The organism is Bradyrhizobium ganzhouense (assembly GCF_049949285.1).
GTDB lineage: Bacteria > Pseudomonadota > Alphaproteobacteria > Rhizobiales > Xanthobacteraceae > Bradyrhizobium > Bradyrhizobium ganzhouense.
The window spans coordinates 2,055,799-2,079,822 of the sequence record NZ_CP181318.1; the positions used below are offsets into that span (position 1 = coordinate 2,055,799).

Consider the following 24,024-nt stretch of genomic DNA (forward strand, 5'->3'; position numbering starts at 1 on the left):
ATTAAAGTATCTTTTCGCTGGCTGTGCACTCCGGATTGACCGACAAGACCCAATGGCTCAATTCAAAGCGCCCAGACCGAAATCCCTCTACCGGCAGGTCAACCCCGTAAACGACGCAGAACGGCAAGACTTTGCATCTTCGGTTCATTGTTGACCCAAGCCGCGTAGTAGAATACTTGAGAAGTGCAGCCACAATTTTGATGTCGTGACTCAGGAGGTCGAGTCCCAAAGACGTCGCTTGCGGAAGAGATCGGCTTCGGCCGACGCCGAAGGAGCAACCGCCCCGGAAACTCTCAGGCAACAAGGACCGCGTGTGACGAAACAACATCTGGAAAGAGGTGCCTTGGCACCCGCCGACGGGATAATACTCTCAGGCAAATAGACAGATGGGGCGCATTTGAAATCAATCACTTGATTGAGGTGCGCGTCCATGTCCAAGACTGTCGAACAAGTCACCACACCTAGTTTATCGGCCAGGCGCCTAGCCGGTCCGATCAGTGTCCTCGATCTATTCACGATCGGAATCGGCCCATCCAGCTCGCATACCGTTGGACCGATGCGCGCGGCCCATCGATTCATCGAATGCTTGGGCGAAGATCTATGGCGCTGTCGCTTGGTTGTCGTCGAGCTCTACGGGTCGCTGGCGCTGACCGGCAAAGGTCACCGCACCGATATTGCCATTCTGCTGGGACTATCGGGCTGGCTGCCAGAATCCGTTGATCCTGAAGCCATACCCATCATCGCCGGGCTGATCCGATCGCGTTCCGAGGTCATGCTTGGTGGTCGCCATGCGGTTGGCTTCGATGAGAGTCAGCACCTCACCTTCCGCACCGGCGAGTTCCTGCCGGGGCACTCAAATGGTATGAAATTCGCAGCGCATTCGGATACGGGCGTCCTGCTTCGTCAAACCTATTACTCCGTTGGCGGCGGCGCGATCGTGTGTGAAGGCGACCAGCCGAGGAACCCCGCTGTTCGAAACGTTGGATGTGAGCCGTACCCGTTCACGTCAGCGCATGAGCTTCTTGCGATAGGTGAGAGGACCAGCTTGTCGATTGCCGATATTGTTGCTGCCAACGAACTATCGCATAGGGAGGAAACTGAAACCAATGCATTCCTGGATTGCGTTCGCGATGCCATGATGCGCTGCATCGATCGCGGGTGTGTCAACGGGGGTGTTCTGCCTGGTGGCCTGAAGGTACCGCGCCGTGCGCCAGGCCTGCTCAGCAAGCTCAAGACGACGTCAAAGGGGGCGGCACATCCATTTCACGTAATGGAATGGGTCAGCCTCTTTGCTCTCGCGGTCAATGAAGAGAACGCGGCCGGGGGACGGGTCGTGACTGCGCCGACGAATGGAGCTGCCGGCGTCATACCCGCGGTCCTGAAATTCTCCGAGATGTTCTTCCCGGATCCGAGCCCGGCAAAAGCCCGCATCTTTCTCCTGACGGCGTCCGCGATCGGTATGCTCTACAAACGAAACGCTTCGATATCCGCGGCCGAAATGGGTTGTCAGGGCGAGGTCGGCGTTGCTTGCTCCATGGCGGCAGCAGGTCTTGTGGCCGTCCTGGGTGGCACCAACCGGCAGATCGAGAACGCCGCCGAAATCGGCATGGAGCACAATCTCGGTCTCACATGTGACCCGATCGGTGGCCTCGTGCAGATCCCGTGTATTGAGCGCAACACAATGGGTGCGATCAAGGCGATCAATGCGGCGATGCTCGCGTTGCATGGTGATGGCCAACATCACGTGTCCCTCGATGCCGTCATTGAAACGATGCGCCAGACGGGGGAGGACATGCGCACCAAGTACAAGGAAACGAGTCTGGGTGGCCTGGCCGTCAACGTGGTCGATTGCTAGATACCCTGAAGCAAACGTTCTTCAAGGAACGCTCATTTCGGGCAATGCTCCGACCCGCGACGCGTTCGGCGTAACAGCGCCGCTGGTCGAGACCCGCTGCATCTTCACCCCGCAACCGGGAAGCCAATCTGTCGGGAATTCCGTCGTCGATGGGCAACGTCGAGAATGAGGGTTCGCAGCCACTGCAGCCCGGGATCTCGTTCATGCGAGATGCGCCACTGAAGAACGTCGGTCATGAGGGGGAGGGATATGGGAGCTTCCACTTTCCTTATCGGCAGCGTGGCCGTTGCCCGATCTGCCAGGTCCGCGGGGATGAGCGCCAGGAACTGGGTCCCGATAAGCGCTTGCGGAAGCAGGGTGAAGCTTGGTGCCGTTATCCCGGCCTGTGGAGCGCGGCCAAATTGCTTGAAGAACCAAGCCTCTATGAACGTCGCTCGCTCGCTATAGGCCTGCGCATGACGCATCTCGAGAAACTGTTCGAGCGTCAAGCTATCTCCGACGCTTTCGTTCTCCTTCCATACGATACATTCGTAGCTAATCGAAGGGAGGGCGGCGAACGGACAATCTTCCAGCATGAATCGATCCGGAACGATCAGGAAATCGATTTCGGTGCGAAAAAAGCGGGTGCTTGGGCCTTGGTAGAATATGTTGACCGAGGGGGCGACAGCGCGCAATGCGGCAAGGATATCGACGATAAGAGTTGCCCAGACATAGTCAGAGCACGCGATCGTAAAATGTCGCTCGGAGGTCGCTGGGTCGAACGAGGTCCGCATTGCCAAGAGCTTTTCCGTTTCGGTCAGGATGGCGCGGAGCGGCGCCACCAATTCCTCTGCGAGAGGGGTGAGAGCCATTCGGCGGCCGTTCCGAACCAGCAACTCGTCTTCGAAGTGCTGGCGCAGCCTGGATAGAATCCCGCTGGTCGCCGACTGGCTGAGCAGCAGTCGCTCGGCCGCCCGCGATATGTTTTGATGGGTCAGGATCGCGTCCAAGGCGACGAGCAGATTCATGTCGAGGTGCCGGAACCGCATGGGTGGTCTCTTCGAAGTTTCCATGGTCTGTCGGGAGCCCTTTCGCTCCCTTCCCTGGCACGAGTGTACCCGAGGCGCATTTGGCGACTGGGGGCGTTTGTGCTTGGCCCGGGCAGGCAAGCCGCTTGACATTAAGTCTTATGTGATCACAATGCGAGATCAAATTTATCGGGGTTGTTTCGGTCACGGGCACTTGCCCGCAGAGACCAGAAGAGGAGGGACTCATGCCAAAACTGCACCAAGTTTTTGGGGTTCTTGCGGTCGCGATCGCCGCCTCGTTCTGGACAACGACAGCGTCCGCCCTGGACACTGTGAACGTCCGGTTTAGCTGGAAGCTAAAGGGCGAGTATGGCTTCCTCTATCTGGGTAAAGAGAGAGGCCTCTACCAAAAGAAGGGAATCGATATCGTTCTCGGAGAAGGCGCGGGTGCACAAGCAGCTCTCGGAGGTCTTGTACGCGGGAATGAAGATGTCGTGGTCGTTCCCGCCATATTTGCCATCTCGGCAATCGGAAAAGGAATGCCGGTCAAACTCGCGGCGATTTATCAGGAGCGAGCGCCCTTCGCCCTCATTTCGTGGCCCGACAAGGCCGTGACAACACCGGCGCAGATGGAAGGCAAGTCGCTTGCGATCTCCGTCGGAGACCCTGCCACGACCTATCTAGACGTCTTCTGCGCGATCAACAAAATCAACTGCGACAAGATCAGTAAGGTTCAAGTCGACCCGCAGGTGAAATTTCCCCAATTCATGCAAAGGCGCGTCGATCTCATCAGCGTTTATACTAATGTTGATCTGCCCCTTATCGAAGAGCGAAGTGGCACAAAATTTCCTGTGTTGGACATGCCGAAGTTCGGCCTCGGCGTACCTGGGCTTGCCGTCGTGGTGAGCGACAAGGGAATCGCCGAAAAATCTGAACCGCTCAGGCGCTTCCTCGCCGCGACCGAGGAGGCAATCGAGTTGACCAAGTCAGAGCCGGCGGCAGCGACGGCCGCGCTGAAAAGCGCTTGGAGCGCGGCTCCCTCGGACGAGCTAATAAAAGCGCAAATCGTTGCAACTTCAGCCACGCTGAATTTCGAGAAGGGCCGGCCAGCCGGCTGGATCAACGACAAAACGATATCGGACGCGTTGAAATTGATGTCCGCAACCGAGAGCATCGACCCGAACAAGCCGGTTACGGACTTCTACACCAACGATCTACTGAAGAAGTAGCTCACGCCAAGTTGGTGATCGATATACAGCTACTCAAACTTCTGTTGCGGTCTCGCCGTCTCTTCGAGGCGACCGGCATGGCGTGGCTGTCCTGGACGAGGTGAAGCGCTGTGGATCGTCGTGGATTTCGTCCTTGGATGTGTCTACCCAGGTCCGCCTTCACCTACGGAGGTGCATGGTCGGGTGCCGGAGAGGAGCAAATGTTTTGCTCGCTCAGGCCGTGCGAGCGTCAGTGTCCTCAAGGCAGCCGCGAATGATCGTGCGGTATGCCACATCGACTGCGAACTCCTGAACGCATGGGCTCTCAGCTCTGCCAGCGCGGGAAGAATGGTTACATGTTCGGATCTCTTCGCATCTCCACCAAGCTCTTGATCGTCGTCTTGTTGTCAATTCTCGGGATGGTCGGCACCGCCGGCATCGGCCTATCGACCCTGAAGACTACCTTGCTCGCGGATAGAAAGGCGAAGGTGAAGGAGCTGGTCCTGCTCGCTCGCTCCGCGATCGAAGCCGACTACCAAGCCGGGCGCAAAACCGGCCTGTCAGAACTGGAGGCGCGTGAACGATCGAGAGCGCTGCTTCGCATGCTGCGTTACGACAAGGACAACGCCTTCTACGCCGCGACCAAAGCAGGCATCCTCGAAGTGCATCCCAAGCAGGCCGTCGAGGGCAAAGATATGACGCAAACGAAAGACGCAAATGGCGTCTACTTCTTTCGTGATGCGGTCGCGGCCGCTGCCCGCGGCGGCGGTTTCGTGACTTTCAGCTTCCCGCGCCCCGGCGGTAGCGAGCCGGTGCAGACCCTGACTTACGCCACTGAAGTGCCAATATACGGGTGGGTTCTGACCAGCGCCCTTTATATCGACGATATCGATCAAATTTTCTGGACAGAAGCGCGCCGCCTGGGAGGGATCGTCTTCTTCATCCTCTTGCTCGTGGCCGGAGTATCTCTCCTGATCAGCCGCAACGTGGCCAACCCTATCGCGGCGATGACGACGGCGATGCTCAAGCTCTCGAGCGGGGGAACCGAGGTGACAATTCCCGCTCAGGACAGAAAAGACGAAATTGGCGCAATGGCCAGATCCGTCCAGGTTTTCAAGGAGAGCATGACCGAGACCATTCGTTTGCGTCACGCTCAGGATGAGTTGAGACAGCAGAGCGAAGCTGAGAAGAGGCTGTTCATCACCAAAACGGCCGATGAATTCGAAAGCGAGGTCAGGAGATCGCTGGATACGCTCGCCAAGGCTGCGCGCGAAATGCATATCACGTCGCAGCGGATGTCGACGTCATCGGAGGAGGCGACCGAACAGGCGACGACTGTCGCGGCAGCCGCAGAGCAAACCTCCGCCAATGTGCAGACAGTCGCCGCCGCCACGGAGCAGCTTTCCGCATCCGTTCATGAGATCGGTCGCCAGGTGGATCAATCGACCACGATTGCTTCAAAGGCCATGGATGAAGCCAAACGCACGAACGAGGTCGTGCATGGGTTGTCGTCTGCGGCGCAGAAGATCGGGGATGTCGTGAAATTGATCACCAATATTGCCGGTCAGACTGATCTTCTGGCTCTCAACGCAACGATTGAGGCCGCTCGTGCTGGAGACGCTGGTAGCGGCTTCGCGGTGGTGGCCAACGAGGTAAAGTCGCTCGCAGGCCAAACAGCCAAGGCGACTGAGGCAATCTCCGCGCAGATAGAAGCCATGCAAGTCGCGACCACGGAGGCCGTCGAGGCCATCGAGGGTATCGGTAGCACGATCGTCTCGATCAACGAGATCACCGTGGCGATCGCCGCGGCCATTCAGCAGCAGGGCCTTGCGACTGGCCAGATCGCGCGCAACATACAGGAAGCGGCACGCGGCACCAACCAAGTCTCGGATAACATCGTTCGCGTCAATCGAATGGCAGGCGAAACCGGCGCAGCGGCGCAACTCGTGTCCCGTTCGGCCGAGGACCTCAGTAAGCAGTCTGCAGGCCTGCTTGTCGACGTTGAACGCCTCGTTGCCAACATTCGAGGCGCATAGGCTCGCTGAAGGCAGCGAGCGGAGTATCTCCGCGGTGCTTCGGGTGTACTATCGATCGGGCCGATAGTTGGGCTCCAGGAAACCGATTTCCGCGCTGTTCTGGAATTGAATAACATCCAGCCCATAGGCGGTGATTGCGGCGATGGCGGGCAAGTCGCTCATGGCATGCGTCGGATTTGAACGATGGTCGATCCAGGACATACGATGGAAACAAGGATTCGCAGGGTCCACTACGTTGCTTGCGATATAGTGAGCATCGAGCTCGAATCCGCAACGTCAAATGAACTCCCGCCTGCTTCTGCCGGATCGCATGTTGATGTCCATGTCTCCGACAAGATCGTTCGGCAGTATTCTGTTTGCAATGACCCCTCCCAGTCAGGCTACTACAGACTTGCAATACTCAACGACCCGGGCTCGAGAGGGGGATCCAGGGCGATCCACGAGACCTTTCGCGAGGGAATGATCGTTAAGATAGGACGGCCGCGCAACAATTTCGGGCTTGTTGAGGATGGCGGGCGCGCGATCCTCCTCGCAGGGGGAATCGGAATCACTCCGCTGCTCTCGATGGCCTATCGGCTTCAGGCGATCGGCAACGATTTCGACTTCCACCTGTGCGTTCGGACCCGGGATCGTGCACCTTTCGTCGATGAAATCTCGGCCTCGCCGTTCGCTTGGCGATTTCGGCTCCACGTTGACGACGGGCCGGCGGAGCAGCGATTTCAGCCGGAACTGGATCTCAACGGAGTGTGCTCCAGCACGCGCATCTACATATGTGGACCGAGAGGCTTCATAGACTTTGCCGTCTCCGCTGCGAGAAGGGCTGGCTGCCTCGAGGAGAGGATTCACACCGAAAGCTTCTCCGCCGGCGACGTGAAGGGCGGGGCGTCGTTCACGGTTGTGGCCTCTCGAAGCGGCCAACGACTTGTTGTGCCCGGCGACAAATCGATCGCATCGGTCCTCGAGCAGAATGGAATTAGCGTCGAACTTTCCTGCGAACAAGGAATATGTGGAACGTGCCTTACGAGAGTCCTCGCGGGACGACCTGAGCACAGGGATTCCTTTCAGACCGACGCCGAGAAGCAAATGAACGACAGGATCGCAATTTGTTGTTCTCGGTCTTTGTCCGAGGAACTGATTCTCGACGTCTAGCCGAGCCCGGATCGCGCGTTCGCGTCCATCCGCCTGCGCCATCGTGGCCTTGGATGACCGGCCGATCTGGCAGCCGCGCATGGCGCATTGGCGCTGATTGGGAGGTGTCAGATCGACTGTAACAGACGCCCGCATGGCCCGCCCTTGCCACAGTTCGCTAGTTCTTGCGCTGCGCGACGCAAAAAAAAGCCGCCGATCTGATGCGGCGGCCAAGTCAGGGAGGGGCAGACGCCCGGTCTGCCAGCGGAAACGATCAACCTTGCTTGCTGAGCAGCTTGAGAAACTCGTCGCCCGCCGTCTGGCGATCAGGCGCCAAATGCTACGCCGTTACGACTGTTCGGCTTTGAGCTGAGCCTCCACGATCCGCCGTGCCCTGACCGCCGGGCCGTCGGTCTGTAGAAGAACTGGCTTGAGCGACATCAAATCCTGGGTGTTCACCATGCGCTGCTGAGCCTCGATGACCGGCTTGTCTTCATCATCGAAGAGAGCCACGCCGGCCTTTAGCAATTCCTGGCTGAGGTCATCTTCATCCTGGCGGAAATCGCGCGACATAGCCCAGAAGTAATGTGTCGACGTTTCTGTCTCCGGAGTGAGCAGGTGAGACGTTGGAATTGAAAGGCCTTCTTCTACCGGCCTGTTGACGCCCGTCATGCCGACGTCAAGCAGAAGGAGCGACGGAGCGTTCCACCGCATGAAGTTGCGATGGTCGCCCCGCTGATCCGTTGGAAATCCCAGCATCTGAAAATACTTGTTGGGCAGCTGATTAGGACGCGAGAATTTTGCCCAGACTTCATTGGGGTGCGGTTCTTTTTCGGCCTCGAATTTGGGCGGCCCCTCCGCATTCTTGAACATCGGGTGAAGGTACTGCCCATGGCTCAGATCGAGCAGATTGTCAGAAACCAGCTGATAATTCGCCTGGACGTGGAGGTAGCTGCTGACCGTGCGAAACTTCGGGTTGGTCAAAACACTGAAGTCCGCGATCAAGGACTCGTCGGCCTTGCTTGCGTCTCCCAGCCAAACCCACGCGACGTCATGTTTCTCCACGACCTTGTAGCTCTTGACTTTAGCTGCCCTCGGGATCGCGCCATCGCCATGTGGATTGAGGGTACATGCGCCGCTCGGATCGAAGCACAGTCCATGATAGCCACATTCGACGATATCGCCTTTGAGCTTCCCGAGGTGAAGCGGGACAAAGCGATGCGGGCACCGATCGGTAAGAGCGGCGATATCGCCGGCTTCCTTGCGGTAGAAGACAATGCTCTCGTTGGCGATCGTTCGTGACAGCAAGCTGCGTGTGATTTCATGCGACCATGCTGCGGCGTACCAAGTGTTCTGGATGAATGACATTGGCTCCTCTTTGCTCCGTTCTGTCGGACGGCTGTCGGAGGAAACTCTCACCATTAGAGCAGTTTTAAAAATCGGCATTTTCAATGCCAACTATCGAGATCTCCGATAGTTCACCGATTGAGCGGCCCTTCACGATGCCAAGGAGGGGGGATCGAGATGCGCCAATGAGCTCTGCGTCCTCGTTAATGCTGAGGCGCGTGGTCCCCGCCGCTCTATCGGCTCTCGTCCACTTCGTAGACGTGTCGCTCGAACCGATCCACCAGCGTGTGCATCACCCGGCGTGCTTGGCTAAACGCCTCTGACCCGGCTCGAGCTGCCATATCCGCCTCGTATGCTGCCCGCGTGGCAAATCTACACTCCCATCTGACGTCGGGTCCATTTCCCTCGCGCAGGACAAGGATCTCGCCGGGCTCCAGGCCGAGTTCGCGCCGGATGCCGCTTGCCTGGCGGCGCTGTTGGAGCACCGCCGGCGCCTGATCCTGCCTGGCGAAGTAGTTTGTTGCTTCGACGATCGTCAATTTTTCCTCCTCTGACCCGCGGACCGTCGGCGCCTACGCCATGCGCAATGCCGTCGCTGCGACACTTGACCGTTACGGTTTATGATCATAAAGTGTGATCACGCTAAATGATCTTGGTTTCGACCATAGCAAACTGGGCGCGAAACCAAAACGAAATAAGGCAGGCCCATTTGCCCACGATCAAATCCGTCGAAACATTGATTGTCCAACTGCCGACGCGGCGAGAGCACAAATGGGCAGGTCTGACCGAGGTGATCGGTCGATACGTCATCGTCAAGATGACCGACAGCGACGGTCGCGTTGGTTGGGGCGAAGCGCCGGCGCTCAAGGACTGGGGTGGTGAATTCGGCCGGTATTTCGGCGAATCCGCTCTGATCGCGCGAGTCGTGATCGACACCTATCTGGCTCCCGCGATAGTCGGTGTCGAGCTCGGGAACATCGCCGAACTGCACGCGCGAATGGACGCAGTCATCAGGGGCTACCCCTATTCCAAGGCTGCCGTCGAGTTCGCCGCCTACGACCTTGCCGGTCGTTGGCTCGATATCCCCGTCAGTACCCTGCTCGGCGGCAGGGCGCGCGATCGTGTGCCCGTTACGCATTCCATCGGCTTGATCTCGATCGAAGAGGCGCGCGTCGAGGTTGCAAAGCTCGTGCAGGAGGGGGTGCGAACCATCAAGGTGAAGATCGGGGTCGATCCGGATCGAGACGTTGCAATGGTCGATGCCGTTCGCGAGGTCGCCGGTAATGCCGTCGAAATCTGCGTGGACGCCAACGAAGGCTACAAGACGCCCGGCGAGGCCGTTCAAATTGTTCGTCGGATGGAGAAGAATCGACTGAAATATGTCGAACAGCCCGTCATGGGCATCGAGCGCATTGCCGAGGTTGGTCGCCGCATCGACGCGCCCGTCATGGCCGACGAGTCGGCGTGGAATGCGCACGATTCGATCCAGATCGTTCGGTCCGGCGGCATCCAAATCGTGTCCATCTACACGACAAAGGCTGGTGGTCTCTACAAAGCCATGGAGGTCGGGGCGGTGTGCCGGGCGGCCGGCATCATCTGTAACGTCAACGGTTCGATCGAGACCGGGATCGGGAATCTCGCCAACGTTCAACTCGCCGCAGCCTCACCCTCCGTGACCCTGTCTTGCGTCATTCCGATTTCGACGCCGGCAGAGTTCCAGCACGGTCAGGTTGCCGGCATCTACTACAAGGATGATCTGCTCGCCGAACCGATGAAGGTCGCAGATGGCGCAATCGTCGTTCCATCCGGACCGGGAATGGGTATCGAGGTCGATCAGAAGAAAATCGAAAAGTACCGCGTGCGGGATTAAGCGCGCAGCAAGAAGTTGAAAAAAGGGAGCAGTCATGCGGGCGGAAATTGTCGCGAAACAAGTCAAGTCAATGTCTCAGCATGGGTTGGATGCCATCATTTGCTCTTCGCCTGAGAATTTCTCGTACACTGCGGGGTTCGTGGTCCCCTCGCAACCGCTCATCCGGCACCGCCATGCAATGACCATCGTCACTGCCGACGGCCGCTCGGCATTGTTCGGCGTCGATATGGAGGCGTCGACGATCAAGCGTCGCCAGCCGGACGTGCCGACGCGCATTTGGGCGGAATTCTCGGACGATCCCATGCTTGTGCTCGCCGACCAGCTCGCGGGGCTCGGACTTGCTCAGGCTCGCATTGGACTCGAAATGGATTACCTGCCGGCAGGTGATTTTGCCCGTTTGCTCGTGGCCATGCCGGCCGCGAAGTTCGAGCGTGCCGAGCCGATCCTGGCGCGGCTCCGTCAAATCAAGACCTCGGAGGAGATTGCGCTTTTGCGCAAGCTTTCTCGTATTGCCGACCAGGCCATTACCGACACTCTCGCCGTGGTCGACGAGGGCAATTCCGAAATGGACATCGCCGGCCACCTGACCCGGAATGTCTATGCTCTGGGCGCCGATCACTTCAAGCTGATGATCGTGGCGACCGGCGAGCGTAGCGTCTTGCCAAACGTCGGCCCATCGGAGCGTATCTTGAAGCGTGGGGACGTCTGCCGGGTGGAGATCTTCTCCGTCATCGAGGGGTATCAGGCTGGCGTCTGCCGTACGGCGATCGTCGGCGAGGCGCCGCCCATGGCCGAGAAGATCTGGGCGCATCTGGTCGAATGCAAATACGAAATCATGGAGAAAGTGAAGCCGGGCGCGAGCTGTCGCAAAATCTACGATGCGTTCATTGCGAAGCTCGCCAAGCTCGATCTGCCGCCGATCTCGTTCGTGGGCCACGGCATTGGGCTGCACCTGCACGAAGATCCCTACCTCGGAATGACGCCGGTGCTGGGCAAGCCGGGCACCGACGCGCCGCTCGAGGAGAACATGGTGCTCGGTTTCGAGCCGCTTTGTTACGACACCGGCCATGGCTTCGGCATGCAGAACAAGGATATGCTGCTGGTGACGGCCAATGGATCGGAACTGCTTTCCGACTACGCTGACACCGACCGGTTGATTCCCGTGGGTACGGCCAAGAGAGGCGAGACCGTGCGCAGGGCCGCCGTCGCTTGACGGAGGCTCCGAGGGGGACGGGCTGCTTAGCTTGGTGAAGGCCGCTCCAAATTGCCCGACGTAACGGCGCGGTGACCGGCGGGGCGGTCGTGATGGTAGAGTATTGGGTGAAGAGGCATGCGCACGCTGATCAAGGACTTGAACTTCGCCTTCACGGTCGACAAGAACGACACGGTCGTGCGCAACGCCAGTCTCGTGGTCGAGAACGACCGCATCTCGGATATCGGTCCAGCCGATGATGTGGCCGCGCGGCAGAAGAAGGTCAGTTTCGACAAGGTGATCGATGGCAAGATGCTCGGTGTCTGCCCGGGCTTCGTTGACAGCCACGTTCATCTATCGGAGACGCTGTCGCGCGCGGTCTTTCCGGATAATCTCAATACCCGCGCCTGGGTGTTCCACTGGGCTAAGCCTTTTTACGCGCACATCACCGAAGAAGACGAATATTGGGGCGCGCTGCTGGGCATCACTGAGATGCTGCGTTGTGGCACCACGTGCTTTCTTGACATGGGCTCGCAATACGATCCCGGCATCGTCATTCGCGCGATGGAAAAGGTCGGTATTCGCGGCATCACCGGGCGGCACGCGGCCGACAATCCCCCGCCCGAGCTCCCCCGCGGCTGGACCCAGGAAATGGTGGATCATCATTTCTTCCCGAACGCCGAGGCCGCACTCAAGGTGCTTGAGGATTGTGTGGTCCGCTACAATGGCGCCCTCGACGGCCGTGCCCGTTGCTGGGTCAATATCGAAGGCAAGGAACCGTGTAGCCTCGAGCTCCACGTTGGAGCGGTGAAACTGGCTGAGAGGTTGGGCGTCGGCACGACCTATCATCTCGCCACCTCGATCGAGGAGGCGAGGGTTTGCGAGAAAAAATATGGCTGTTGGCCGATCACCCGCATCGATCGGGCCGGAGGCATAGGAAAGAACCTGGTCATCGCTCACGGCGCGGCTGTTTCCGACGACGAGGTCCGTCTGCTCGCCGCGCGTGGCGCCAGCGTCGCCTTCTGCCCATGCTCGTCATTCAAGCTGGGGAAGGGTGCAACCGCGATCGGCAAATATCCTGAGATGGTGAAGGCCGGCGTTAAAGTCGGCCTCGGCACCGATGGCGTGTCGGCCGCTGGCAACATGAACCTCATGCGGCAAATGCTGCTCGTCGCCGGCATGTTCAAGGACGCCCGCTTGCAACCGGACATATTCACCGCACGACAAGCACTACGCGCCGCGACTATCGAAGGTGCGAAGGCGTTGATGTGGGACGACGAGATCGGTTCGCTGGAAATCGGCAAGAAAGCCGATTTCGTCCTCTTCGACCTGGATCACGTCGAATGGACGCCGTTCTACGATCCACTGCAAGCTTTGGTATTCTCTGCATCGACCGCTTCGATCGTGCAGACTTGGGTTGATGGGAAGACGTCATATGTCGACGGCAAGGTGCAGGGAGTTGACGAGGCGCAGATTCGGCGCAAAGCCCGGCAACTCGCCGCGGCGGCGGTAGAGCGCGCTGGTCTGCATGACGAAGCGGTCGAGACGACCACGACGCTTTACGACGTTGGCAATTGACGGGCCGACTCCAACTGCGGAGGAGCAAGAGAGAAGAACCTATCGCGTTCAATAGGCTGCATGGGAGAGATCGGTCGCCGTCGTGACGGTGTTGGCCGGCGCCGAAGGAGCAACCCCCAGGAAACTCTCAGGCAAAAGTGACCGTGCAGCTGAACGATCTGGAGAGTGGCACTTCGAGTGCCCACCGAAGGGGACCGCCGCGTCGGCCGAGCCGTCGCGGTTAATCTCTCAGGTACAGCGACAGATTGGGGACAAGCCGCGGGCTTCGGTCCGCTTCCCAACTTTGATCGCGGAGAGCGATATGCCACATGTTGTCGTCATCGGCGCCGGTATCACCGGCGTGACCACCGCCTACGCCCTTCTCAATCGCGGCTATTCCGTTACGGTGATCGAGCGTCAGCGCTACGCGGGCATGGAAACATCGTTCGCCAATGGTGGCCAACTTTCCGCGAGCAATGCGGAGGTCTGGAACAGCTGGTCCACGATCATCAAGGGAATGAAGTGGATGTTGAGGCGCGATGCACCGCTCCTCATGAATCCAGCGCCGACCTGGCACAAATATTCCTGGCTTGGCGAATTTATCTTCAACATCAAGAACTATCGCGACAACACGGTTGAGACGACGCGGCTCGCCATCGCCGCACGCAAGCATCTCTTCGCCATTGCCGAGCGCGAGGGCATCGACTTCGACCACGAGCGTCGCGGCATCCTTCACTTCTATCGGAATAAGCAGAGTTTCCAGCACGCGCTGAAGGTCAATGCCATTCTCGTGGAGGGGGGCTTGGACCGTCGTCCAGTGACGGCCGCAGAGGTGAAGTCGATCGAGCCGACGCTGCACGGCGACTTCTTCGGAGGCTTCTATACCCCATCGGATTCAACCGGAGACATCCACAAGTTCGTTTGCGGTCTTGCCAAGGCATGCGAGAGACATGGCGTGCGCTTCGTTTTTGACGCCACCGTGAGGGAGATCGCTCGGGACGAAATTTTCCGCATCCAGTATTCGCGTGACGAGCCTTCGGGCGGCGCTCGTGTCGATGAGATCGATGCCGACAGTGTTGTCATATGCGCCGGTTCCGCAAGCCGCGACCTCGCGGCGATGCTCGGCGACCGTCTCAATGTCTACCCTGTAAAGGGCTATTCGATCACCGTGCACCTTGACGACGAGCAGAGCCAGAAAGCGGCACCTTGGGTCAGCCTGCTCGATGATGGCGCCAAGATCGTTACCAGTCGATTGGGCGCTATGCGCTTTCGCGTTGCCGGAACGGCAGAGTTCAACGGCATGAACCGCGACATACGCCAAGATCGCATCAAGCCGCTGGTTGACTGGACGCGAGCCCTGTTCCCCTCTGTCGACACCAACCGCGTCGTGCCCTGGGCCGGGTTGCGTCCGATGATGCCGAACATGATGCCGCGTGTCGGTAGGGGCAGGATGCCGGGCGTTTTCTACAACACTGGCCACGGCCACCTGGGCTGGACCCTTTCGGCCGCAACAGCGGAGACGGTTGCCGAATGCCTTGCCGGCGAATTTGGGCCCAGCATCACGGAATGGCTCCGACTGGCAACGTAGCCCGTCGAATCGTCGAGTGGTTGCATGCGGCGTCCGCAATTCTCTCGCTTGACAATCACAATTGTGATCATAAGCTGTGATCAAACTTGGCTCTCGGGTGGCGCGGATTGCGCTTTGATCTGCGGAGAACAGAATGAAGGTTGCGGTACTTGGGGGAGGAGCGGGGGGCGCGGCTTCGGTCGCAGAGTTGGTTCTCGCAGGCCACTCCGTTCATTTCTGGGCGCGTTCGGCCGAAACGCTTGAACCGCACATCAAGCTCGGCGGCGTTGCATTCGACGGCAAGCTCGGCGAAGGAGTTGCAAAGCCTACCCTGATTTCGACAGATCTCAAGTCGGCCATCTCCGGAGTCGACGTGGCGGTCGTGGTCCTGCCGACTTTCTCGCACTCGGCCATAGCCAACGCACTCGCAGCAGTCGGTTGGCCGGCGAACAAACCGGTCGTGCTTAACCCCGGCCACACCGGAGGGGCGCTGGAATTCGCCGAGGCCTACTCCCGCACCGGGCGGGCAGTGCCGCCGGTGGTTGAGTTCTCGACCCTTACCTACGTCGCGCGCAAATATCGTCCTGACGGCGTCACCATTAGCGGTCGGGCGAAGCAACTGAAGGCCGCCGCCCTCAAAGGAGGAGCAGAGGCGCTGGAGGTTGCTGCGAAATTGTATCCGGGCGTCACGCCCGTTCGTGACGTTATCGCCTCCGACCTCTCCAACGTGAACATGGTCCTGCATCCCCCCGGCGCGGTGCTGGGAGCCGCGTGGGTCGAGGCGACCGGCGGCAACTTCACTTTCTATGTCGACGCCATGACGCCCGGGGTCGCCCGGGTCATGCGGCAATTGGACGACGAGCGCTTGGCGGTCGCCCGGGCATTTGGGCATGAATTGCCGAATTTGATTGAAGAGATGAAGCTGCTCGGCACGGTGGAGGCTGACGTGATTGACGTCACCGATTACCGCGCCGCAATCGCGGGCGGCGAGGCCAATCGCCGTATCAAGGGACCGGACTCGCTCGAGTATCGGTATTACAAAGAGGATTTCGGTCACGGCCTGCTACCCTTCCTGGAGTTTGCGCAGATCGCCGACGTCAATGTGCCCGTCGCAACGTCGCTCTATCGCCTGGCGCAGGCCGCAGTCGGAACCGACTATCGGATCGGTGGCCGGACCGCAGAAGCAATGGGCATCACCGGCATGTCCAGGGATCAGCTCATTGAGAAGGTAAGGGCCCCATGAGTTGGCAGAATACAGTCATCGCAATCGTAGCTGGCGACGCACGCGAACAGGAGATCGCTCGCTGTGCTGTCCGGGCTGGAGCCGCCGTTCGGGCCTACGGCTTTCCATGGCCTGATGGGGGTATCGAAGGTGTCTATCATGCTGCGGACACAGCTGATGCATTGAAGGGCGCCGACATAGCGCTGTTTCCGATTCCGGGCATCAGCGCGGAGGGCGCACTCTTCGCGCCGAAGTGTCCGCAAAAGATCATTCCGACGCGCGAGATGTTGGCCGGCATGAGGCGCCCCGGCAACATCATACTCGGTTGGGCGGACGACAATCTAAAGACCAATTGCAAAGCGCTCGACATCGCACTGCACGAGTACGAATGGGACGTCGACCTCATGCTGCTGCGGGGGCCAGCGATCGTCGAGGGCGTATTGAAGGTGATCATTGAAAACACGCAGATCACCATCCACAAGTCCAACGTTTGCTTGGTTGGCCAAGGCACCATCGGCTCGCTTCTGACGAAGACGTTGGTCGGCCTCGGAGCTCATGTCCACGTCGCGGCGCGCAACCCGGTTCAGCGTGCAGCTGCCTATGCGACCGGTGCAGAGGCGCTGACGCTCGAACAATTGCCGGCAGTTCTGCATCGCATGGACATCGTCATTGGCAGCGTTCCAAAGCGATTGCTCGAGCGCGATCAGCTGGCTTTGCTACCCAAACACGCGCTGCTGGTCGATGTCGCGGCGCCTCCCGGAACGATCGACCGGGACGCCGCCGTCGAACTTGGGCTGAAGGTTGTCTGGGCGCGCGGCATGGGCGCGCGTGCACCGATCACCGTCGGCCGCAGCCAGTGGACAGGCATCAGCCGGCGCATAGAAGCAATACTGGAGCAAGGACAATGAAGGCGGATCTGGTCATAAAGAACGCGCGAGTGGTTCGCCACGACGGAGAATTCCACGGCGGCGTCGCGGTGAAGGACGGCAAGATCGTCCTGACCGGGGCTGACGAAGTCCTTCCGGAGGCCAAGCGCACCATCGACGCCGAGGGGCGGGTGTTGATGCCGGGCTTGATCGACCCGCACTGCCATCTGGGCGTGAAGTTTCCCTTTGCCGAGGATATGCGCACCGAAACGGCGGCTGCGGCCTCCGGCGGCGTGACGACAGCGCTTCTCTATATCCGCAATCTGAAGGAGTCCTATCTGCCGTTCTACGCGGAGCGCAAAGCGATCGGCGAGGAAAACTCGGTGATCGACTTCGGCTTTCATTTCGGGATCCAGCGCGAGGAACATATCGCCGAGATTCCGGAAGTCATCGCCAAGACCGGCGTCAAATCCTTCAAATGCTATTTCGGCTACGAGCCGGACAATCCGATCGGCATCGTGCCGGCGACCGACGGCTGGGTCTATGCTGCGATGCGCATCTTGTCGAAGGTTCCCGGCGGGGTGATCAACGTTCACTGCGAGAACACCCAGATCGCGTCCTGGATCAAAAAGGAGATTGCGGCCACCGGCCGTCAGGATCTCGGCGCATACACGGAATCCCGCCCCGCCTTCTGCGAGGTGGAAACCATCCGTCGCATGCTCTTCCTTGCCGAGAAGACCGGCTGTTCGCTTCATTTGGTCCACACCTCCGTCGGTATGGGTCCGGTACTCGCCGCCGAGGCCCAGGCGCGTGGCGTCCGCGTGACGGTCGAGACCTGTCCTCACTACCTCACCCGCACGTGCTACGACGAAGATCTCGACATGCGTGCGAAGATATCGCCGCCGTTGCGCGACCGGAACGAACTCGAAGGTCTTTGGCACGGCGTCATGAACGGCTCGGTCTACAGCCTTGGGACGGACCACGTGCCGTTCCTGCCCAAGAAGCTGGAGGATCTTTGGACCGAATTTCCGGGTGTGGTGAGCTTTCCCTGGGAGCTGTCGCTGATGCTTCATTTCGGCGTCCATCAGCGCGGTTTGCCGTTGACCCGGCTTGTCGAGCTCAACTCTTTCAACCCTGCGCGGCGCTTCGGGCTCTGGCCGCGCAAGGGCCATATCGACGTTGGCTTCGACGCCGACCTCGTGCTGGTCGATCTCGATGAGCAGCGCACGGTCAAGCACACCGGCAAGGGTACCTGCATCTACGAGGGATGGACGCTCAAGGGTTGGCCGGTGATGACCGTTGCGCGCGGTGACGTTGTCTATGAAAACGGTTCCGTCGCTGACAACCACTACGGTCGCGGTCGATGCGTGACCCTGCCGTCATGAGTGGCGCGGACCTCCATCGACTGGAGCTGGCGGGTCGAGAGTCGCTCATGCCCGCTCAAATGTCGGTGAGCGAGGCGGTCGCTCGTATCGTGGCGCGGAAGGCCACGGTCCGCCAGGAACGACTGTCTGGTATCCACAATCCATGGGGACATGCGATCGGCTTGACCGATCCCTGGGCTTTTCTGGGCCTTTGCGAGAGCCAGGGTGTCGTCGATGCAGCGCGCGACATCCTGGGGCCTGACATCATCCTGTGGGACAGCGAGCTGTTCATGGAAGCGCGCGGTTATGCGGACTTCCTGCGCCAAGGGCGGGAAGGTCGCTATTGGCCAGTTACGCCATTCGCCGGAGCGATCGTCTTGATACCCGTTGGCCAGGCGGATCCGAAACCGAGGGCGATCGGTGTGAACGAGATCGGAACGAATGTGCTCGAGATGCTCGATCCGTCGGAGCCGATCTATGTCGTCCGGCTGATGCCGGGCACTAGTCATTTCGATCGAGACCCGCGGCATTCCGCCCATCGCGCCTGCATGGAGGAGCAGGTCTTGATCAACTACGCCAACCGTCCCCTGTGGCTGCTCAGTGGTGTCGATCGGGCAAGGAACGATCTGGTTACGGGCTTCGCCGCCGACGCGCCCACTTGGGCATCCGGCGCTCTGCCCACCCAAAAAGGAGGAGATATCTGATGCCGTTTGTCGTCGTCGAAATGTGGGAGGGCCGCACAGTCGAGCAGAAGCGCCGACTCGTGAAGGCTATCACCAATGCAATGGTTGAGGAGGCCGCCTGCAAGCCTGATCATTTGCATGTGGTGATCCATGAAACCCCGAAGGACAGCTGGGGCCGCGCCGGCGTGCTCGGTATCGACATGGTGGAGGACAAGAAATGAGCCTTGAAGCCCTGGATTATCGCAAGTCGGCGCTGCTGGTCATCGATCTCCAGAATGCCTTCATCCACGAGAAGGGCACGCTGGGCATTTCCGGAGTGGATACGAAGCGCCTGTCCTCAATCGTTTCGCCGCTGGCAAGGCTGATTAAGCGGTGCCAGGACGTCGATATTCCCGTCATCTGGACAATGCAGGAGCATTTCTCGGTCGACAGGAATCGCGCCAAGAAGAAGCTGCTCGGCCATACCGCCCGTCGCAAGCAGGTATCCGCACTCGCCGGCAGCTGGGATGAGGAAATCATCGACGAGCTCAAGCCGCTGGCCGAGTTCAATCCTTCCTTCGTGATTCGCAAGCACCGCTTCGGTGCGTTCTACGAGACCCGGCTCGAGATGATGCTGAAGATGCTGGGGACACAGCACCTGTTCATCACCGGGGCAACCACCAACGCCTGCGTCGAGACGAGCATCCGCGAAGCCTATCTCCGGGATCTCGATGTGATTGCCGTCGAGGATTGCGTATCGGGCGTCAATGCGGATTGGGAAGCCACGGCCAAGCAGGTCTGGAAGCAGTACTTCTGCGAGATAGCGCCGTCGTCGGAAGTTCTCGACTGGATCGCCGAGCAAGTGAAGCCGAGGGTTACCAACTACGGTCACCAGTTGATCATGGTCAATGACATCGACAGGTCGGTCGACTTCTATACCCGTCAACTGGGATTCACGATCAGGCCGGCCAAGCCGCTGGCTGACGGACGGCCCTTCGTTGCCTTCCACCAAGGCATAGCTCTCATCAACGGCAAGGCTGCAGACCATCGCCAGCTCGACCACATCGCCTTTGAGGTCAACGATGTACGCGCGCTCGATGCCAAGTTGAAAAAAGCCGGCGTGCACTACTACAATGAGCTGCATGATGGGCCTTATGGCTTGACGATCTACATCGCCGATCCGGACGGAACCAAGGTCGAGCTCTATCAGGTCGGAGCAAACGCTTAATCCCAGGGCGGGTGCTCCAGACAACGTTGTTTGCGCCAATCGGCAGGCCGAGCCAACCTTGGCGTGCCGATTTGCGGCATCACTGCTCCACGCTGCGGTTGCCGCCCGGTCTCAAATCTACTACTGATCACGGTATGAGATCACAGGATGCAAGCCATCCAAGTCTTCAAGGATTGGTCTCAATGTCCTCAGGCATATCGGATGGCGCGTAGCGACGTCCTAAGAGAAAGAGAGTCGGGAGATGCGGACCGAGAAAGCGGAAGTTGCCGCAAACGGCAACGAAGAAGGCAAGCGGCAGCGGGGGCACATCTACGAACGTGTGCTGAGCTATATGCGCAGAGGGCTTATGGTCGGGGCCTTTGTTCCCGGCCAGGTCATGAGTTTGCGCAAGCTGGCGGCAGGGCTAGGAACCAGCCCCATGCCGGTTCGTGAAGTGCTGAGCCAGCTCGTAGCGGCGAATGCCTTGGAAGAAACCAAGGGGGGCTCGGTACGCGTGCCGAGGCTGAGCGCTGAGAAGCTGAGCGATATCTTTTCAGTGCGTGAACTGCTTGAGGGTACGGCCGCTGAGCTCGCCGCCAAGAAGGCTTCACCTGCGCTGTTGAGCGGACTGACGTCTATCAACAAGCAATTGCTTCAGGCGATCGCCAAGCGTGACATCCTGAACTGCCTTTCGTTCAACCAAAAATTTCATTTCACGCTCTACCAGGCGAGTGAATCCGAGACGCTCATGCTCTTGATCGAGTCGCTTTGGTTGCAGTTCGGGCCGACCATGTACATGTCGTTACTGATCCCCTCGAAGCCTTGGAGTGCGTCTCATCACGAAGACATTCTGGCGGGTCTGAAGGAGGGCAACGCAACCGCGGTCAAACGCGGGACGATCCAGGACATCCGGACGACTTGCCGGGCCTTGCTCAGCATCGCCGGCTCGCAGGGAGCCGAGCTGCCCTTCGCACAAGGAATGGAACTGCAATTCGAGGACTGACGAACAGAGATCCGGAGTACCGCGCCATGGCAGCAAAGATCGAACAAAAACTGGCCCAACTGGGAATTAACCTGCCCGCAACCGCGTCTCCAAGCGCCAACTACGTTCCTGCGCGCAGACTGGGTAGCCAGATCTACATCTCCGGGCAGGTCCCTAGCGAGGGCGGCAAGGACAAGTACACCGGTAAGCTCGGCTCGGACTTCTCCGTGGAGGAAGGCCAAAAAGCTGCGCGTCTCTGCGCCATCAACATCCTTGCCCAGCTCAAGCAGGCGCTGGATGGCAATCTCGACAGGGTGGTTGGGGTCATTCGGCTGGGGGGCTTTGTCAATGCTGAGCCGGACTTCAAAGATCATCCCAAAGTCATCAATGGGGCGTCTGATCTGATGGTGGAGGTGTTTGGCGAGGCGGGGCGCCACGCCCGCGCGGCGGTCGGCTGCAGTTCATTGCCCCGCAACGTTCCGGTCGAGGTCGACGCAATATTCGAGGTCAACTGAACCATGCAGCCTGCCGCTCCCTCCCTCGACGCGCGGATTCCGGTTCATGTGCTGACGGGGTTTCTCGGGAGCGGCAAGACAACGTTTCTTCGACACCTGCTCGGAGAGCCCAGTCTCGCCGAGACTGCGGTGATCATCAATGAGTTCGGCGAAATAGGACTGGACCACCTGCTGGTGCGGGAGGTCGCGGAAGATGTGGTCCTGCTGTCGTCCGGATGTTTGTGCTGCGCTGTGCGTGACGATCTCGTGTCAACCTTGGCCGAGCTTCTTGCGATGGCCCGCAGCGGCGCGGTGACGCCTTTCCGCCAGGTCGTGGTCGAAACCACCGGCCTCGCCGATCCGGCGCCTATCATCCATGCAGTGATGAGCGCCTCCGAATTGCTGCATGGCTATCGAGCTGGCAGCATCATTACGACTGTGGACGGCGTCAGTGGCCTCAACAGCATTCGAAATTTCGCAGAAGCGGCGCAGCAGGTGGCGTTAGCGGATTGCGTTGTCATCACCAAGTCCGATCTTGTCGAGCGCTGGCAATTGGACGCGCTTGAGCTCGATGTCGCCAAGGTCAATCCTTCAGTGCGCTCGCTGACCTCGAGCAAGCAGGCGATGCCCTCGGCGGCCGACGTCCTGGACCATGGCGACGAGGGGAAGCCCCACTATCTCGGACTACACGACAGGGCTGCGCGGGGAGTGCACAGCCACGGCATAGAGACCTTCACGGTCGAGGTGGCGCGTGAAGTCGAATGGCCGGCCTTTGTCGACTGGCTGGAATTGTTGCTGGCCGCACGCGGTCAATCCATTCTCCGTGTAAAGGGTTTGTTGCCGGTCGAAGGGGACGAGCGACCGGTTGTCGTCCACGGCGTGCAACACGTCGTCTATCCGCCAGAATACCTGCCACGATGGCCGGAAGGTTCGCCGCGCGGCTGGTTGGTGTTCATCGCGCGCAACCTGACGCGCTCCGCGATCGAAAATTCCCTGCCGAGTATCTTTGCCGCCAGGCACTGACCGTCGAAGCGCAACCGCGCCGATACGATATCGAACGCAATTCTTCTCCATTGCCTGCGAAGCCGAGCGGCTCGTCGAAGGCACGCGGGCGATCCGTCGCCGCGCTTGCGTGCTCAACTTTCCGGCGCCGAAGTCGATCGGATGCATGAAAATTGGTCGGAGGTAGCCGGTATTACACGCTTGACAATACAAAATTGTGATCACATCATGAGATCAAATATAAGGTTTGGTTTGGGAAGTGACGCCATCGCACCGCAAGGACGGGCCGCATTGAGTCGTGATGCCCGGGTGGCGAGACCAAACCCAAGATTGACGGGGAACAACGGGATGTCTCGGGTGAATCTCGCAGCAGCAGTGTCGGCCCTGAGGGCGCGCCGGCGAGCCGGATTCTTTCGACGAGATCGTCGAGCGGTCGTCAGATCCGCGCGACCTCTCCTTGATTGGTTCGTTGAGGAAGTCCGACTGTGCCTCGAGAGCGCGCTTGTCGGCGAAGTGTTCGTTGATGTGACAAGGCCATCGAAGGCGTCGATGGACGGTTCTGCTCAAAAACAACTGTAATCTTCTAACGCGGCGAGGCTACGGTGGCGAGTACGGATATTGTCAGTGCCGGCAAGGCACAGCGGAAGCAGGGCAAAAGCATGAGCGGCAAGAAACGCGCTCGCGGCAGCTGGCTAGAACGTTATTCGGCGCTCCTCGTAGCCGCGGCGCTGATCGGTGCTTGGCAAATTCTCGTGCCGCTGTCGGGTCTTTCAGAGTTTGTCCTGCCGACGCCGTCGGCCGTCGCCACCCGAATGATCAATGACGCGCCGCTGCTCGCCGCCCACCTCTATGTAACGCTGTTCGAGGTGATCGTCGGCTTTGGCGTGGGCGTGCTGATCGGTGTCCCTCTGGCGTTGTCGATCTTCTACTCCAAGCCCTTCGAGCGCGCCATCTATCCGATCCTCGTGGGCCTACAGACGGTGCCCAAGGTGTCGCTGGCGCCGATCTTGGTGCTGTATCTCGGCTACGGTTGGGCACCGAAGATCGTGCTTGCCTTCTTGATCTCATTTTTCCCGATCGTGATATCGACTGTCGTCGGCCTGCAGTCCCTCGACAAGAATCTCGTCAACCTGGTCCGCTCAATGGGCGCAAACGAATGGCAGACCTTCTTCAAGCTGCGCTTGCCGGCGGCGCTGCCCAACATCTTCGGCGGCTTCAAGGTGGCCATATCTCTCGCCGTCATCGGTGCGGTCATCGGTGAGTACGTAGCAGCCGAACGGGGGCTTGGCTATCTGCAGCTTCAGGCAAATTCACTGTTCGATACCACGCTCAACTTCGCGACCGTGGTGACGATCTCGCTGCTCGGCGTGATCCTTTACTACATCATCGATGTGGTCGAGGCGCGCGTTTCGTACAAGCGTGACGAGGCCAAATGAGTTGCCCTTGGTGGACGATCGG

At 59.5% G+C, this 24,024-nt stretch carries 21 protein-coding genes and 2 riboswitches; of the genes, 18 read left to right on the forward strand and 3 right to left on the reverse strand.

Annotated features, from left to right (window positions below):
- Nucleotides 1-231 precede the first annotated feature (231 nt).
- Nucleotides 232-320, forward strand: a riboswitch (glycine riboswitch).
- Nucleotides 321-430: 110 nt separating this feature from the next.
- Nucleotides 431-1,855 (forward strand): L-serine ammonia-lyase, encoded by a 1,425-nt coding sequence (locus tag ACLFLU_RS09425; protein ID WP_426411929.1) that lies wholly within the window; start codon nt 431-433, stop codon nt 1,853-1,855.
- A gap of 104 nt (nt 1,856-1,959) precedes the next feature.
- Here the strand turns inward: ACLFLU_RS09425 and ACLFLU_RS09430 are convergent, their stop codons facing one another.
- Complete coding sequence (locus ACLFLU_RS09430; RefSeq protein ID WP_234685003.1) at nt 1,960-2,883, reverse strand: LysR family transcriptional regulator; 924 nt, start codon at nt 2,881-2,883, stop codon at nt 1,960-1,962.
- Between the two features lie 224 nt (nt 2,884-3,107).
- On the opposite strand from ACLFLU_RS09430, the gene ACLFLU_RS09435 reads away from it, so the two are divergent.
- The 3 genes from ACLFLU_RS09435 (at nt 3,108) to ACLFLU_RS09445 (ending at nt 7,255) form a co-directional block, all read left to right on the forward strand.
- On the forward strand, nt 3,108-4,091 hold the full coding sequence (locus ACLFLU_RS09435; RefSeq protein ID WP_426411930.1) for an ABC transporter substrate-binding protein: 984 nt from the start codon (nt 3,108-3,110) through the stop codon (nt 4,089-4,091).
- Nucleotides 4,092-4,426: 335 nt separating this feature from the next.
- Complete coding sequence (locus tag ACLFLU_RS09440) at nt 4,427-6,106, forward strand: methyl-accepting chemotaxis protein (protein ID WP_426411931.1); 1,680 nt, start codon at nt 4,427-4,429, stop codon at nt 6,104-6,106.
- Between the two features lie 183 nt (nt 6,107-6,289).
- On the forward strand, nt 6,290-7,255 hold the full coding sequence (locus ACLFLU_RS09445; protein WP_426411932.1) for a PDR/VanB family oxidoreductase: 966 nt from the start codon (nt 6,290-6,292) through the stop codon (nt 7,253-7,255).
- 327 nt (nt 7,256-7,582) lie between these two features.
- Here ACLFLU_RS09445 and ACLFLU_RS09450 read toward each other — a convergent pair whose 3' ends face one another.
- Both ACLFLU_RS09450 and ACLFLU_RS09455 read right to left on the reverse strand, forming a co-directional pair.
- Nucleotides 7,583-8,602, reverse strand: a complete 1,020-nt coding sequence (locus ACLFLU_RS09450; protein WP_426411933.1) for a Rieske 2Fe-2S domain-containing protein — start codon at nt 8,600-8,602, stop codon at nt 7,583-7,585.
- 212 nt (nt 8,603-8,814) lie between these two features.
- Nucleotides 8,815-9,120: a hypothetical protein gene (locus ACLFLU_RS09455; RefSeq protein WP_426411934.1), complete on the reverse strand. Its 306-nt coding sequence runs from the start codon at nt 9,118-9,120 to the stop codon at nt 8,815-8,817.
- A gap of 107 nt (nt 9,121-9,227) precedes the next feature.
- Here ACLFLU_RS09455 and ACLFLU_RS09460 point away from each other — a divergent pair, with 107 nt between their 5' ends.
- The 14 genes from ACLFLU_RS09460 (at nt 9,228) to ACLFLU_RS09525 (ending at nt 24,002) form a co-directional block, all read left to right on the forward strand.
- Nucleotides 9,228-10,451 (forward strand): mandelate racemase/muconate lactonizing enzyme family protein, encoded by a 1,224-nt coding sequence (locus ACLFLU_RS09460; protein WP_426411935.1) that lies wholly within the window; start codon nt 9,228-9,230, stop codon nt 10,449-10,451.
- Nucleotides 10,452-10,521: 70 nt separating this feature from the next.
- Nucleotides 10,522-11,664 (forward strand): M24 family metallopeptidase, encoded by a 1,143-nt coding sequence (locus ACLFLU_RS09465; protein WP_426413956.1) that lies wholly within the window; start codon nt 10,522-10,524, stop codon nt 11,662-11,664.
- Between the two features lie 117 nt (nt 11,665-11,781).
- Nucleotides 11,782-13,221: an amidohydrolase family protein gene (locus ACLFLU_RS09470; RefSeq protein ID WP_426411936.1), complete on the forward strand. Its 1,440-nt coding sequence runs from the start codon at nt 11,782-11,784 to the stop codon at nt 13,219-13,221.
- Nucleotides 13,222-13,272: 51 nt separating this feature from the next.
- Nucleotides 13,273-13,375: riboswitch (glycine riboswitch) on the forward strand.
- Between the two features lie 147 nt (nt 13,376-13,522).
- Complete coding sequence (locus tag ACLFLU_RS09475; RefSeq protein ID WP_426411937.1) at nt 13,523-14,788, forward strand: D-amino acid dehydrogenase; 1,266 nt, start codon at nt 13,523-13,525, stop codon at nt 14,786-14,788.
- Nucleotides 14,789-14,921: 133 nt separating this feature from the next.
- Nucleotides 14,922-16,010, forward strand: a complete 1,089-nt coding sequence (locus ACLFLU_RS09480) for an NAD/NADP octopine/nopaline dehydrogenase family protein (RefSeq protein ID WP_426411938.1) — start codon at nt 14,922-14,924, stop codon at nt 16,008-16,010.
- A complete protein-coding gene (locus ACLFLU_RS09485) occupies nt 16,007-16,897 on the forward strand; it encodes a dipicolinate synthase subunit DpsA (RefSeq protein WP_426411939.1) in 891 nt (296 codons plus the stop codon). Before ACLFLU_RS09480 ends, ACLFLU_RS09485 begins: the two co-directional genes overlap by 4 nt.
- Nucleotides 16,894-18,240 (forward strand): dihydroorotase, encoded by a 1,347-nt coding sequence (locus tag ACLFLU_RS09490; protein WP_426411940.1) that lies wholly within the window; start codon nt 16,894-16,896, stop codon nt 18,238-18,240. The genes ACLFLU_RS09485 and ACLFLU_RS09490 overlap by 4 nt, the downstream gene beginning before the upstream one ends.
- Complete coding sequence (locus tag ACLFLU_RS09495; protein WP_426411941.1) at nt 18,237-18,923, forward strand: resolvase; 687 nt, start codon at nt 18,237-18,239, stop codon at nt 18,921-18,923. Before ACLFLU_RS09490 ends, ACLFLU_RS09495 begins: the two co-directional genes overlap by 4 nt.
- Nucleotides 18,923-19,123 (forward strand): 2-hydroxymuconate tautomerase, encoded by a 201-nt coding sequence (locus ACLFLU_RS09500; RefSeq protein ID WP_200518423.1) that lies wholly within the window; start codon nt 18,923-18,925, stop codon nt 19,121-19,123. The genes ACLFLU_RS09495 and ACLFLU_RS09500 overlap by 1 nt, the downstream gene beginning before the upstream one ends.
- Complete coding sequence (locus ACLFLU_RS09505) at nt 19,120-20,109, forward strand: isochorismatase family protein (RefSeq protein ID WP_426411942.1); 990 nt, start codon at nt 19,120-19,122, stop codon at nt 20,107-20,109. Before ACLFLU_RS09500 ends, ACLFLU_RS09505 begins: the two co-directional genes overlap by 4 nt.
- A gap of 241 nt (nt 20,110-20,350) precedes the next feature.
- Nucleotides 20,351-21,091 carry a GntR family transcriptional regulator gene (locus tag ACLFLU_RS09510; RefSeq protein WP_234685018.1) on the forward strand — a complete coding sequence of 247 codons (741 nt, stop codon included), beginning with the start codon at nt 20,351-20,353 and terminating at the stop codon, nt 21,089-21,091.
- 26 nt (nt 21,092-21,117) lie between these two features.
- Complete coding sequence (locus tag ACLFLU_RS09515) at nt 21,118-21,585, forward strand: RidA family protein (protein ID WP_234685019.1); 468 nt, start codon at nt 21,118-21,120, stop codon at nt 21,583-21,585.
- 3 nt (nt 21,586-21,588) lie between these two features.
- Nucleotides 21,589-22,587 carry a CobW family GTP-binding protein gene (locus ACLFLU_RS09520; RefSeq protein WP_426411943.1) on the forward strand — a complete coding sequence of 333 codons (999 nt, stop codon included), beginning with the start codon at nt 21,589-21,591 and terminating at the stop codon, nt 22,585-22,587.
- Between the two features lie 581 nt (nt 22,588-23,168).
- Nucleotides 23,169-24,002 (forward strand): ABC transporter permease, encoded by an 834-nt coding sequence (locus ACLFLU_RS09525; protein WP_426411944.1) that lies wholly within the window; start codon nt 23,169-23,171, stop codon nt 24,000-24,002.
- The last annotated feature ends 22 nt before the right edge of the window (nt 24,003-24,024 follow it).

Coding starts and splice junctions, on each gene's coding strand:
- ACLFLU_RS09425 (WP_426411929.1), top strand. CDS start 431: ATGTCCAAGACTGTCGAACAAGTCACCACACCTAGTTTATCGGCCAGG.
- ACLFLU_RS09430 (WP_234685003.1), bottom strand. CDS start 2,883: ATGCGGTTCCGGCACCTCGACATGAATCTGCTCGTCGCCTTGGACGCG.
- ACLFLU_RS09435 (WP_426411930.1), top strand. CDS start 3,108: ATGCCAAAACTGCACCAAGTTTTTGGGGTTCTTGCGGTCGCGATCGCC.
- ACLFLU_RS09440 (WP_426411931.1), top strand. CDS start 4,427: ATGTTCGGATCTCTTCGCATCTCCACCAAGCTCTTGATCGTCGTCTTG.
- ACLFLU_RS09445 (WP_426411932.1), top strand. CDS start 6,290: ATGGTCGATCCAGGACATACGATGGAAACAAGGATTCGCAGGGTCCAC.
- ACLFLU_RS09450 (WP_426411933.1), bottom strand. CDS start 8,602: ATGTCATTCATCCAGAACACTTGGTACGCCGCAGCATGGTCGCATGAA.
- ACLFLU_RS09460 (WP_426411935.1), top strand. CDS start 9,228: ATGATCTTGGTTTCGACCATAGCAAACTGGGCGCGAAACCAAAACGAA.
- ACLFLU_RS09465 (WP_426413956.1), top strand. CDS start 10,522: ATGTCTCAGCATGGGTTGGATGCCATCATTTGCTCTTCGCCTGAGAAT.
- ACLFLU_RS09470 (WP_426411936.1), top strand. CDS start 11,782: ATGCGCACGCTGATCAAGGACTTGAACTTCGCCTTCACGGTCGACAAG.
- ACLFLU_RS09475 (WP_426411937.1), top strand. CDS start 13,523: ATGCCACATGTTGTCGTCATCGGCGCCGGTATCACCGGCGTGACCACC.
- ACLFLU_RS09480 (WP_426411938.1), top strand. CDS start 14,922: ATGAAGGTTGCGGTACTTGGGGGAGGAGCGGGGGGCGCGGCTTCGGTC.
- ACLFLU_RS09485 (WP_426411939.1), top strand. CDS start 16,007: ATGAGTTGGCAGAATACAGTCATCGCAATCGTAGCTGGCGACGCACGC.
- ACLFLU_RS09490 (WP_426411940.1), top strand. CDS start 16,894: ATGAAGGCGGATCTGGTCATAAAGAACGCGCGAGTGGTTCGCCACGAC.
- ACLFLU_RS09495 (WP_426411941.1), top strand. CDS start 18,237: ATGAGTGGCGCGGACCTCCATCGACTGGAGCTGGCGGGTCGAGAGTCG.
- ACLFLU_RS09500 (WP_200518423.1), top strand. CDS start 18,923: ATGCCGTTTGTCGTCGTCGAAATGTGGGAGGGCCGCACAGTCGAGCAG.
- ACLFLU_RS09505 (WP_426411942.1), top strand. CDS start 19,120: ATGAGCCTTGAAGCCCTGGATTATCGCAAGTCGGCGCTGCTGGTCATC.
- ACLFLU_RS09510 (WP_234685018.1), top strand. CDS start 20,351: ATGCGGACCGAGAAAGCGGAAGTTGCCGCAAACGGCAACGAAGAAGGC.
- ACLFLU_RS09515 (WP_234685019.1), top strand. CDS start 21,118: ATGGCAGCAAAGATCGAACAAAAACTGGCCCAACTGGGAATTAACCTG.
- ACLFLU_RS09520 (WP_426411943.1), top strand. CDS start 21,589: ATGCAGCCTGCCGCTCCCTCCCTCGACGCGCGGATTCCGGTTCATGTG.